Raw genomic sequence first — 12,316 nt, 5'->3', positions numbered from 1 at the left:
AAATCCATCATGACCCACCATCTTTTATTCATTATGAATAACAGCATGGCTCATCGGCGGATTTACGCAGTGTGATTAACAGCATCAAATGTTAAGCAGGCATATCAGAGCGGGTCATTAGCTCAGTTGGTAGAGCAGTTGACTTTTAATCAATTGGTCGATGGTTCAAATCCATCATGACCCACCATCTTTTATTCATTATGAATAACAGCATGGTTCATCGGCGGATTTACGCAGTGTGATTAACAGCATTAAATGTTAAGCAGGCATATCAGAGCGGGTCATTAGCTCAGTTGGTAGAGCAGTTGACTTTTAATCAATTGGTCGATGGTTCAAATCCATCATGACCCACCATCTTTTATTCATTATGAATAACAGCATGGCTCATCGGCGGATTTACGCAGTGTGATTAACAGCATCAAATGTTAAGCAGGCATATCAGAGCGGGTCATTAGCTCAGTTGGTAGAGCAGTTGACTTTTAATCAATTGGTCGATGGTTCAAATCCATCATGACCCACCATCTTTTATTCATTATGAATAACAGCATGGCTCATCGGCGGATTTACGCAGTGTGATTAACAGCATYAAATGTTAAGYAGGCATATCAGAGCGGGTCATTAGCTCAGTTGGTAGAGCAGTTGACTTTTAATCAATTGGTCGATGGTTCAAATCCATCATGACCCACCATCTTTTATTCATTGCGAATAGCAGCATGGCTCATCGGCGGATTTACGCAGTGTGATTAACAGCATCAAATGTTAAGCAGGCATATCAGAGCGGGTCATTAGCTCAGTTGGTAGAGCAGTTGACTTTTAATCAATTGGTCGATGGTTCAAATCCATCATGACCCACCATCCTGATATTTTTACTGCGATAAGTTTATTCCCACGCCTCGTTTTAAGATTTTTGTATTTCACACATAAAATGCTTTTCAATCAAAAATTATCTATCTCTTAAATATAAATGCTTTAATAAAATCGGTATTACCGAGCACCACTGTTATTTAGTTTTATATTCTCGTATAATTCACTCTATAAATGCACTGTAGATTAAGTGGTCGAGAAATGAGTTTAGCTCAAACTATTATGCCTGAAGGTTATATCTTTCCTCCTAAACCAGCTCCATTGAATAATGAAGAGCAAGCGCAATACAAAGCACGTATCAAACAATTGCTGATTGATAAAAATGCGGTATTGGTTGCCCATTATTATACTGATCCTGAAATTCAAGCCCTTGCTGAAGAAACTGGTGGTTGTGTTGCTGATTCGCTAGAAATGGCGCGTTTTGGCGCCAAGCACGATGCCGACATGATCATTGTAGCGGGCGTGCGCTTTATGGGGGAAACAGCAAAAATACTGACACCTAATAAAACCGTTGTTATGCCAACATTGGCTGCCACATGTTCGCTCGACATTGGTTGCCCAATTGATGAGTTTTCAGCGTTTTGTGATCAGCACCCTGATCGAAAAGTTGTTGTGTATGCAAATACCTCTACTGCTGTTAAAGCACGTGCAGATTGGATTGTTACCTCATCGTGCGCACTTGAGATTGTTGAACACCTTGATGAAATGGGTGAGAAAATTATTTGGGGCCCAGATAAACACCTAGGTGCGTATATTCAAAAGAATACTGGCGCAGATATGATCATGTGGAATGGCGCATGTATTGTTCATGATGAGTTCAAAACCAAAGCACTAAAAGACATGAAAGCGCTTTATCCTGATGCAGGCGTATTAGTTCACCCAGAATCACCGTCCGAAATTGTAGACCTAGCAGATGCTGTTGGCTCAACGAGTCAGCTGATAAAAGCAGCACAAACAATGGATAATAAAAAGTTCATTGTTGCAACAGACCGCGGTATTTTTTATAAAATGCAGCAGTTATGCCCAGATAAAGAATTTGTAGCCGCACCAACAGCAGGTGAGGGCGCAACCTGTAAAAGTTGTGCACATTGCCCATGGATGGCAATGAACGGCCTTAAAGCGATTGAGGAAGCATTACTAGATGCAACAGGTAAAGAAGTATTTGTAGATATGCAGCTACGTGAGGGCGCACTTAAGTCGCTTAATCGTATGCTCGACTTCTCAGCTTCACTACAACGTTAAGCCAAGTTAAACAGAAAAGGCCGCTGATATCACTATTAGCGGCCTTTTTGTTTGTTTACTAGGCAGTTAAAGCACAAATAAGAAAAACACCTTGCACCACTGGACGCTATTTCATACTATTACGCCGCGTTACCAAATGGTAACCTGCGGAGGGATGGCTGAGTGGCTGAAGGCGCACGCCTGGAAAGTGTGTTTAGGTTTATCCCTAACGAGGGTTCGAATCCCTCTTCCTCCGCCATTATTCAATATTAGGACGCCTCATGGCGTCCTTTTTTGTGCCAGTTTAAATGCTTTCGTGGTAAATATGAGTTACAACTTACTGGCTTTAGGGTCAAGCTAGTGAGTTTAAACACTCATTCGGTGCTAAATTTATCCTGTAGGCTTTAAAAGCGTTTAGGATAAATTTCTACCGTAATTATAGGCTGTAGGAATTTAAAACTAATCAATACAGATAACTTGATTACGTCCAGATTCTTTAGCCTTATAAAGAGCGAGATCGGCTTGCTTAACGAGATCCTTATAGTCGCTTTGGTGCTGATATTCAGACACACCTAAAGAGACTGTTACAGTGAGCGTGTGTGTTTTATGAGTAAGCTTAATATCACTTATTGCCAAACGAAGTTTTTCAGCTAAGTGGCTAGCTTGCTGTTTATTCGTTTCAGGTAAGAATATCAAAAACTCTTCTCCTCCCCAACGAGCTACTTTATCCATACTAGAAAGTGTTTTGAGTGTAATTATTGTGTAAAGGCTTTACGAAGAGGTTTATTGAACTGTCATTAATTGAAAAGCAGTAGTATAAATTAATCGTACAAAGCGGCTTGTTGCCGCTTATGTTTATAACGTTAAGAGATTAATAACGTTTTTTAGGTGCTTTTAGCTGTGAGTCAAACTCATCAGGGAATAAAATGGTGCCGTCATCGTCTTCCGTTGGGAATACGGCAATCAACAAATCATCTTCTTCAAGGCCCGGTGTCCAACGAGTACGCCAATCTTGCAGATTAATAGCTTTAGCTGTACAGTTTTCCCATTCGCCTGTTGCCCAAGCTTCAGCATAAATACGTTCCGGCCAAACTGGTACGCAATCATCGTCTTCATTTGCTAACATTACGCAGCCATCGTCGTCGTTTAAAATCCATATTTGCTTGTATTCTTGAACGGTTTCAAACATAAACGCCAGTCGTTTTTTTGCTCCTAGATTCAGGGTCAACTCGAACTTTTCATTTGCAGCGGCGGTTGCATCATTCATATATAAATTCACTTTTGATTGGCTTGGTTATGTATTAAGTATATTAACTAATATGACAACGTGTCGATCAGTCAACATTTTATTTAATGGCATTGAAAATATCATCTGCAAGTAATGCTAATGCATCGGCATCGCGATTAGTTAAAGCATAAGTTCTTAATCCGTATAAACTCATTGCAAAAAAACGTGCAAGTTGTTGAGCGCTTCGCACATTTTGGATCTCATTTTGACTTTTTGCACGAGAAAATTGCTGGGTAAGGGCATTTTCATAAGCATTTAAATTGGCACTAAGTACCTCATTAATTTGTGCATCTTGACCTTCAACTTCGCTAATGCTTTTAGTGAGCAAGCAAACTTTCATGGCATCGCCAGTGATACATTCGCTGACGATAGAGTCTATATAGCATCTTAAATTGGGTAATACCGGTTGGGTAGGGCAAAAAAGCGCGGTAAATTGTTCGTTACGATCGGTTTGGTATTGTTCAATTGCAGCTAAAAAAATGCCTTTTTTATTACCAAACGCAGCATACAATGAGCCCGGATGCAGTAATGTTACCTGGGTTAACTTTTGCATACTGGTTTTGGCATAGCCAAATTGCATAAACGCAAGCATGGCTTGACGCAATACAAATTCGCGGTCAAATTCGGCGACTCTCATGGCACTCTCATTTACTATTAATGAGCATAGTTTACTTAATCTTGAACAAATATTCAAAAAAGGGTTGAATATTTATGTGTACGCCCTTATCTTGAATGTACACTCAAGATAAGGATTAACAATAATGACGACTGAATTACTGCTTCCGTTTAAACTAAACAGCACAATAGAATTAAAAAACCGTATATTAATGGCGCCACTAACGCGTTGTATGGCAGATGAAAACTTAGTACCAAATCAAGCTATGGTTGAATATTACGCACGCCGTGCCGAAGCTGGTTTGATTATCAGCGAGGCGACTATTATTCGCCCTGACGCACAAGGCTACCCAAATACACCGGGGTTATTTACAAGTGAACAAATTCAAGGTTGGCAAAAAGTAACTGATGCTGTGCATGCAAATGGCGGTAAAATTTTTGCTCAGCTTTGGCATGTTGGCCGTGTGGCACATCCGCATTTTTTTGATGGAGAAGTGCTAGCCCCATCTGCAATTGGTATTGAAGGGTCTGTACCACGAATGCGTGAACTGACGTATCAAACTCCAAAAGCAGCGACGTCTGAAGATATTCAATCATTGATAGCAGATTATGCAAAGGCCGCTGAAAATGCAGTTGAAGCTGGATTTGACGGTGTAGAGATACATGGTGCGAATGGTTATTTGATTGATCAGTTTTTACATTATGCGGCCAATGAGCGTGAAGACGAATACGGTCAAACACCAGAGAATATGTCGCGTTTTGCGCTTGACGTTGTTGATGCAGTTATAAGTGCTATAGGGACAGATAAAACGGCATTACGTTTATCGCCGGGAGCTTACTTTAATATGAGTGAAGATAATCGCGATAAAGCAGTATTTGATTATTTGTTAGCGCAATTAAACACGCGCCAGTTAGCTTATTTACATGGTGGTATTTTCGACGATAGCATGCGTTTTGCAAGTCTTGAAGATATGACAACATCTGAGTACCTTAGAGCTAATTATAGTGGCACATTGGTTGGTGTTGGTAGCTATAGCTTCGAGAGTGCAAAAGATGCGATTGAAGAAAATAGATTTGATCTCATCGCAATCGGGCGTCCGTTTATAGCTAATCCAGACTACGTCAGTAGAATTTCTCAAGGTAAAGAGTTGGTTGCATATGATGATGCAATGCTAGCAGAACTAATATAAACATTTTGGCGTAACGAAGGTTACGCTACCTTAATACAAAATGATGATTTTACACGTGTGAAATCAATCATTCGCCTTTTTTTTATTAAATACTTTATACTCTCTTTAATAACCAGTTTAGAGAACGTAAATTGTTGGCTATAAAGCACATTAATGGCGTATTTACGCAGTTTGCTCATTCACGCTATATATTATCATTGCGCGAAGCGTTTATTGCGTTGCTCCCATATTTTGTGTGTTCTGCATTAGCCATTTTAGTGCTTAATGTTGCGGTAAATTTTTCGTTCATAACATCAGCCGACTTTATCTACAAGACGGTACAGCAAAGCTCTCTCGTTATTTTAACCTTATTTCCTGTTATGGTTGTTATTTCTGTTGGTTACCATCTTTCTAAAAACCTAGGTAACAGCGCCGTTGTTGGTAGTATATTAGGACTGGTCACATTTTCCATTCATAGTGATTTTTTAATTTTTTCAGATGGTATTTTTACGGTAGATGGTACTGGTGCCTCAGCTTATGCGGTGTTGGTTCCTTCATTAAGCAGTTATTTATTGATGCTAGGGCGTAGGTTTATACCTATGTCATTTTTTGATTTACCACTACTGAGTGAGTTTTTAAAAGAAAAACTGTTACTTATTTTACCTTTTGCATTTGCTTTTTTCGCATTATTTTTGATCCTCCCAATCATAGAAAGCGTTGTGCATTTCGTCGTAGTATATTTAGTCCCAGTGGATAGCCAAAGTAGTGTGGCGTTACAACTATTTAACCGAATGCTTATAATACATGGCTTTTGGTTCTTCGGTGTGCATGGTGACAATGTGTATTCTATGATGTTTGAACAAACATTTATTAGCAAAGATATTTTCCCAGGCTTGTCGGCACAAACCTTTTACGATACTTTTGTGTTGATTGGTGGCACTGGAGGTTTTATAGGATTAATTGTTGCCTCGTTCTTTTTGGCCAAGGGGAGTCATGAAAAGAATATAGCGCGCATATCACTCCCTTTTTCATTGTTTAATTTTTGCGAAATAATTTTATTTGCGCTACCAATTTTTTTAAATCCATTGTTACTGATCCCGTTTATTTTAGTCCCTTGTTTTAACTTTGTGGTTAGCTATGCAATGATTTCAGCGGGCGCGGTGGGTTACCAAGATGTCAGTATTAGCTGGATGACACCCACTATAATCAATGGCAGTATGGTCGGTACAGATCTGGTTGCGCCTATTTTACAAGTATTTTTAATTATCTGTAACGCATGTATTTATTACCCATTTTTACGTTTAAGCAGTGAGCGAAATAACTACCAATTAGCGTTTAATAAATTGAGTAGTAAACTTAATATGAGTGAACGCTTTGCGGCTAAATCTGAGCAACGCTTTATAGAGCAGCAACGCCAAAGTAGTGTTTCTTCTGCGCATTTAACACACGTTTTAAATACCATATCACAGTCACGCTTAGCGCTTTATTATCAGCCTCAAATAGATATACAAACAGGTCATGTAAATGGCTACGAAGGATTATTAAGATTAATAAAAAGAGATGGTTCGATCACCGGGCCTTACTTTCTAGATACGCTAGTCGCACATAAACAAACAGACATAATAGACCGTTGGGTGATTGAGCAAGCCCACCGAGATTTAATGCAATGGAGCAATGTTGGATTTAAACCAACAATTAGTATTAACGTTAATCCAGACGTATTAACGAATAAATCTATGATCAATAAAATATGTGATTTATTTATCGATTTTCCTGATCAACTAAAAATTGAAATCGTTGAATCTAGCTATTTAACTCAGCAAACACTTGTAACAGAACATATTGAAAAGCTGAGGGAAAATAATATAGAAACGGTACTTGATGATTTTGGTACAGGTTATTCAAGCTTATCTATGCTTGCTAATCTTCCTGTGAAGCATGTAAAACTAGATAGGCAATTTTTATTACAATGTGAGCAACCCGCAGGGCGAGTGTTATATCAACAAGTGACTCAGATATTTGCAAAGCTTGGCTTTTCTGTTGTTGCAGAAGGGATTGAAACAGAAGCTGAGTTAGCGTGGGTTAAAAGTTTAGGGATCGAAACGGCACAAGGGTGGTTATACGCCCCCGCATTACCTAAAAATGAGGCTCAGCATTTTGTGCCAAAGCCGATTGAATAGGGCGTGTTTATTTTTGAAGTAGAATTTCAGCTCTGTGTTTGGTTTTTACTTAAGCAACTTGATTGTAAATTTTACGCTGCGATTCAATCGCTCCTAGATTGAAGCAGTTTTAAGAATTAAAGCTCAAAACGCCCCACCTTCTTTATTTATGCCATAAATAAGACACACTAGTTTCATTTTTTCGTAAGATAAACGCCCCTTTTTTGTCATCAAGCATCGCCATACTGTTCCCGCTTACACAATAACAATTGCAAATGGGACAATAATGCGCACTCTTACTAAAAAAACATCTCTTAGCTTGGCACTTGCTTTAGCTTTTTCTTCAATGGGTTATGCAAATGAGGCTGAGATTGAAGAGATCACCGTCGTCGCAAAACCGACCAGTTATGCCAATAATGTAATTGAACCTGCTATGCTAGAGCAGCAAAGCTCAGTATCAAGCGTTTTGTCAGTGATTGATAATTTGCCGGGGATCAGCATTAACGAAGGCGATGCATTCGGTGGTGATGATTGGTCAACCACGATCACAATGCGTGGCTTTAGTATTGACGGCAACCAACAACAATTGGGTATGACGATTGATGGTATTCCAAATGGTGGGTCTAATTATGGTGGTGGTGCAAAAGCGAACCGTTACCTTGATAGCGAAAACTTAGCGACAGTAGAAGTCGGCCAAGGGACGTCAGATATTGCCTCGGCGTCATTAGAAGCGCTAGGCGGTACGTTTAATTTTGTGAGTAAAGATCCAACCCTTGAGCGCAATACGACTTTTGCTTATACGCAAGGAGATCACAATGCGACGCGCTTTTATATAAAGCATGACACAGGGACCTTGTTCGATAATACCCAAGCTTACGCTAGTTATTCACAAACAAATACCAGCCGCTGGATAGGTGATGGCAGCAATGGTGGTAAAGATAACCAGCACGGCGAAATAAAGTTTGTATCAAACTTTTCAGCACTGACAGTGACAGGGCGTTTATCTTACGACGATGTAAGTGAAACAAACTATAACAGTGTGAGTTTAAAGCAATTTGCACAGACACCAGATTGGGATCAATTAACGTGGAATTGGACCGGTGTGCCGCATTTTGATCAAATGTTTGCAGAAGGTTGGGGCACATTACGTGAAAACACTTTAGGGTATGTAAAGTTTGAATATGCCATTTCACCGTCGTCATTACTCACAGTTAGCCCGTATTATCATAAAAACTCGGGACGCGGTGATTGGATCCCGCCTTATTTAACATCCCCTGTTGATACTGATGGTAAGCCAACAACACAAGGCGGTAAAAATGCTGGGTCATACGGTTTTGCAGACAGTCAAGGTAACCCACTCACACCTGATGCAAACTGCAAAGAGACGCTAAGCTGGCCATGGGATTCAGGCACGGGTTTAAACCCTGCTTGTTATCCAGATACGGCCACACCTGTCATGTCATATCGACACACTCATTACAATAAAGACCGTTTAGGTCTTACTGCTGATTACAAGTTGACTTTGGGTATGCACGATATTGAAGCAGGTATATGGCTTGAGCAAACTGATCGTGATGAATCGCGTGATTGGCATAAAGTGATTGACGCGCGTATTTATCATCATTTTGATAGCACACCTTATTGGACTCAGTATAAAAATACTTTTGAAACAGATACTTTCAAGTGGTACATCCAAGACGCAATGACGGTGGGTGATTTCACATTTAATATTGGTGCCAAACAATATTTAGTCGAACTGCAGAAGTATGATCATTTTGAAGCAGTACGATCAGATAAAATAAACAGCGATTCAGATGTATTATTTAGTGCCGGCGCATTGTATCAACTAAACAATAGCACAGAGTTATTTGCAAGTTTTAGTGAGAATTTCTCGGCAATTAAAGACGGTGTACTTGAACGTGATGGTTCAACGCTAAATGAAATCAAACCAGAGACGGCCGAGAATATTGATTTTGGTGTGCGTTACAACGCGGATCGCTTAAGTTTAACTGCAACGGCTTATTCAATCGCATTTGATAATCGTATTACTTTTATAGCACCTGGTAGCGGTAGTGATGGCATCGATTACACAGTAGGAACGAATGGCTCATACATTAATGTTGGCGGCATTGACTCACAAGGTGTTGAGTTATCTGCAAGCTATATGCTGACAAATGAGTGGAACATTTATACCTCTTACACTAGTAATAGCTCAGAATACGCATCGCATGATCCAAGTGCTTATGATGCAAACGGGGTGATCCTTAAAGATGAAGATGGTAATGATGTGTCGCCAAGCTTTAAAAAAGGGGACGATGTAATTGATTCGCCAAGTGATATGTTTGTAATCTCTACAGACTACTACAGTGGGGATTTTCGTTTTGGTATATCAGCTAAGTACACAGGGGAACGCTTAGGTGCATTTTTAAATGAGCAAACTCGTGCTCGTAACAACGTTGATGGTTACACAGTACTAGATATCAATGCAGGCTATGCGGCAGACGTTAATGCAGGGCCATTTAAATCGATAGATATTGCTTTTGCTGTGACTAACGTGACTGATAAACAGTATTTATCTGGTGGTACAGGTAATGGCTCTACGTACTTTATTGGCGCACCGCGAACTGCAGCGCTGACATTTACAGCAACATTTTAATACCTAAATTCAAGATAATAAGAAACCCATCAATGATGGGTTTTTCTATAAGGAATAATATGAAACGTATCATATCGCTGTATTTGTTCATTGTATGCGTTGTTGTCAGTAAGGGGATCTGCGCCAGTGATAATGTCGTGCTGGTAACGCTTGATGGTGTGCGCTGGCAAGAAGTGTTTAATGGCGCAGATGAAAAGCTCATCAACAATACTGATTTTGTTAAAAATCCAGAGCAATTAAATAAAATGTTTTGGCACAAAGAGCCTCGTATTCGCCAAAAATTGTTAATGCCATTCATTACCCAGCAGGTTGCTAAACAAGGGGTGATCATCGGTGATAGAAATAATGGCTCGAGGATGTCGGTCGCTAACCCATGGTATTTTTCATACCCTGGGTATAACGAAATTCTAACTGGGAGTGTTGACGAAGAGATCAACAGTAACGATAAAGTTGTCAATCCTAATAAAACAATTTTAGAGTTATTACATCACCAACCTAAATATAAAAACAAAACGGCCTTATTTGGTAGCTGGGATGTATTTCCGTTTATTGTCAATGCAAAGCGCAGTGGTGTTTATGTTAATGCTGGGTTTATGCCAATTGACGATGATTTATTTGCTGACGCAGCCCTATTAAATGCGTTACAAAAAGAGATCCCAAGTCCATGGCACAATGTACGATTAGATAGCTTTACGTATCGTTTTGCTAAAGCCTACATGCTGGCTAAAAAACCAAAACTATTGGTGATTAGTTTAGGTGAAACGGATGATTTTGCGCACGATGGTCATTATGATCACTATCTAAAATCTGCAAAGCAAAGTGATGCGTTTATACAGGATTTATGGCAAACCATTCAGTCAACCCCAGGCTATCAAAACAATACAACGCTTATTATTACCACAGATCATGGTCGTGGCAGTAACGCTAATGATTGGCAACATCACAGTTCAAAACAAGCAATGGCGCAATCTGAGCAAGGTAAAAAAGCATTTCCTGAAGGAATTGTTGGTTCAGAACACATTTGGCTTGCAGCCATAGGCCCAGATATTAAACGCCAAGGGTTATTAAAAACCACAACGCAGCTTAAGCAAAAACAAATAGCAGCCACAATTTTAAAAGTGCTTGGCCAAAACCCGTATCGTATAAACCCAACTATGGCAGATGCAATTGATGAGGTATTAAAATGAAGCAACTAGCTAAGGCGGTTGTGTTGCTGAGTGTATTTATGAGTTTTACAGTATTGAGTAATACGGCAAAGCTAGTAATGCAAAACACACCACAAAAAATATTGTTTGGTTCGTGTGGGCATCAAGACAAAGACATTCCTATTTTTGATGCTATTAATAAAGAAGAGGGAGATCTGTTTATTTTTTTAGGTGATAACATTTATGGTGATACTAACGACATGACAGTATTAGCCGATAAATACCAGCGATTAGGCGCAAAATCAGGGTTTAAAACCTTAACAGCTAAAACGCCGATAATAGCCATGTGGGACGATCATGATTACGGGCAAAATGATGCAGGTAAAGAATACCCGCACAAAGAAGCATCTCGTCAAATCATGCTTGATTTTTGGCAAGAGCCAGCAGGTTCAAAACGCCGAACACGCCCTGACGGGATTTATACATCGTATATGTACGGCGCAGGGGATCAAACAATTCAGGTTATCATGCCAGATTTACGTTGGAACCGTGATACGTTAAACCATGTTAGTGAACTTGAATATTACACAAAGCGTAAATTAGCCAATCAAGGACCTTACAGTCCTTCGACAGTTAAAAATGCATCTATGCTTGGCGAAACACAATGGCAATGGCTTGAGAAGGAGCTAATAAAGCCCGCGAAGATAAAAATAATAGCCTCAAGTTTGCAGCTTTTACCTGATTTTACAGGGTGGGAGTCATGGGCTAATTTTCCAAACGACCGCGCGCGTTTATTTACGTTGATTAAAAAGCATAAAGTAAATGGTGTGATCATCATCAGTGGCGACACCCACTGGGGAGAGATATCTCAATATACCGAGCAACTAGATTACCCGTTAACTGAAATGACCAGCTCAGGGTTAACAGAAAAATGGAAAGATGTGAGCCCAAATAAACACCGCGTTGGGGATTATACACACGAAGTAAATTACGGCGATTTAAGTATTGATTGGCTAAAAGCTGATCCCGTTATTTCGCTGAGCTTAAAAGGTATTGAGGGCAAAGTGATAATGCAAAGTCAATTTTCATTGTCGAGTATTAGCCCTTATAAATAAGTAAGTTCGCACAGTGCGACAATGCTCTGTGCGTTTAAATTTAAAGCTAACCACCTGATTTATTAATGCCAATTTGCGACAATG

At 39.7% G+C, this 12,316-nt stretch carries 9 protein-coding genes and 6 tRNA genes; 12 read left to right on the top strand and 3 right to left on the bottom strand.

Features of this window, described 5'->3' with window-relative positions; genetic code table 11:
* Positions 1 to 111: 111 nt before the first annotated feature.
* From ADS77_RS04320 to ADS77_RS04290, 7 genes are all read left to right on the top strand, one after another.
* A tRNA-Lys gene (locus ADS77_RS04320) sits at positions 112 to 187 on the top strand.
* Between the two features lie 91 nt (positions 188 to 278).
* A tRNA-Lys gene (locus ADS77_RS04315) sits at positions 279 to 354 on the top strand.
* Positions 355 to 445: 91 nt separating this feature from the next.
* Positions 446 to 521: transfer RNA gene (locus ADS77_RS04310), tRNA-Lys, on the top strand.
* Positions 522 to 612: 91 nt separating this feature from the next.
* Positions 613 to 688: transfer RNA gene (locus ADS77_RS04305), tRNA-Lys, on the top strand.
* 91 nt (positions 689 to 779) lie between these two features.
* Positions 780 to 855 (top strand) — tRNA-Lys (locus tag ADS77_RS04300).
* Between the two features lie 210 nt (positions 856 to 1,065).
* A complete protein-coding gene (nadA, locus tag ADS77_RS04295; RefSeq protein ID WP_054204780.1) occupies positions 1,066 to 2,106 on the top strand; it encodes a quinolinate synthase NadA in 1,041 nt (346 codons plus the stop codon).
* A 148-nt stretch (positions 2,107 to 2,254) separates the two neighbouring features.
* A tRNA-Ser gene (locus ADS77_RS04290) sits at positions 2,255 to 2,344 on the top strand.
* Between the two features lie 200 nt (positions 2,345 to 2,544).
* Here the strand turns inward: ADS77_RS04290 and ADS77_RS04285 are convergent.
* The 3 genes from ADS77_RS04285 to ADS77_RS04275 form a co-directional block, all read right to left on the bottom strand.
* Positions 2,545 to 2,817, bottom strand: coding sequence for a GGDEF domain-containing protein (locus ADS77_RS04285; RefSeq protein ID WP_054204779.1), 273 nt, complete (start codon positions 2,815 to 2,817; stop codon positions 2,545 to 2,547).
* 139 nt (positions 2,818 to 2,956) lie between these two features.
* A complete protein-coding gene (locus tag ADS77_RS04280) occupies positions 2,957 to 3,352 on the bottom strand; it encodes a DUF2750 domain-containing protein (protein WP_054204778.1) in 396 nt (131 codons plus the stop codon).
* 79 nt (positions 3,353 to 3,431) lie between these two features.
* Positions 3,432 to 4,010: a TetR/AcrR family transcriptional regulator gene (locus ADS77_RS04275; RefSeq protein WP_054204777.1), complete on the bottom strand. Its 579-nt coding sequence runs from the start codon at positions 4,008 to 4,010 to the stop codon at positions 3,432 to 3,434.
* A gap of 124 nt (positions 4,011 to 4,134) precedes the next feature.
* Here ADS77_RS04275 and ADS77_RS04270 point away from each other — a divergent pair, with 124 nt between their 5' ends.
* From ADS77_RS04270 to ADS77_RS04250, 5 genes are all read left to right on the top strand, one after another.
* Positions 4,135 to 5,178, top strand: a complete 1,044-nt coding sequence (locus ADS77_RS04270; RefSeq protein WP_054453109.1) for an alkene reductase — start codon at positions 4,135 to 4,137, stop codon at positions 5,176 to 5,178.
* 131 nt (positions 5,179 to 5,309) lie between these two features.
* Positions 5,310 to 7,337 carry an EAL domain-containing protein gene (locus ADS77_RS04265; RefSeq protein ID WP_054453107.1) on the top strand — a complete coding sequence of 676 codons (2,028 nt, stop codon included), beginning with the start codon at positions 5,310 to 5,312 and terminating at the stop codon, positions 7,335 to 7,337.
* Between the two features lie 265 nt (positions 7,338 to 7,602).
* A complete protein-coding gene (locus ADS77_RS04260) occupies positions 7,603 to 9,972 on the top strand; it encodes a TonB-dependent receptor domain-containing protein (RefSeq protein ID WP_054453105.1) in 2,370 nt (789 codons plus the stop codon).
* Between the two features lie 59 nt (positions 9,973 to 10,031).
* Positions 10,032 to 11,159, top strand: coding sequence for an alkaline phosphatase family protein (locus tag ADS77_RS04255; protein WP_170173949.1), 1,128 nt, complete (start codon positions 10,032 to 10,034; stop codon positions 11,157 to 11,159).
* 38 nt (positions 11,160 to 11,197) lie between these two features.
* Entirely contained in the window at positions 11,198 to 12,232 is a 1,035-nt protein-coding gene (locus ADS77_RS04250) for an alkaline phosphatase D family protein (RefSeq protein WP_405632065.1), read from the top strand.
* The last annotated feature ends 84 nt before the right edge of the window (positions 12,233 to 12,316 follow it).

The sequence above is a fragment of the Pseudoalteromonas porphyrae genome, assembly GCF_001298125.1.
In the GTDB taxonomy this organism is placed as follows: Bacteria; Pseudomonadota; Gammaproteobacteria; order Enterobacterales; family Alteromonadaceae; genus Pseudoalteromonas; species Pseudoalteromonas neustonica.
This window is presented reverse-complemented; position numbering and strand designations above follow the sequence as displayed.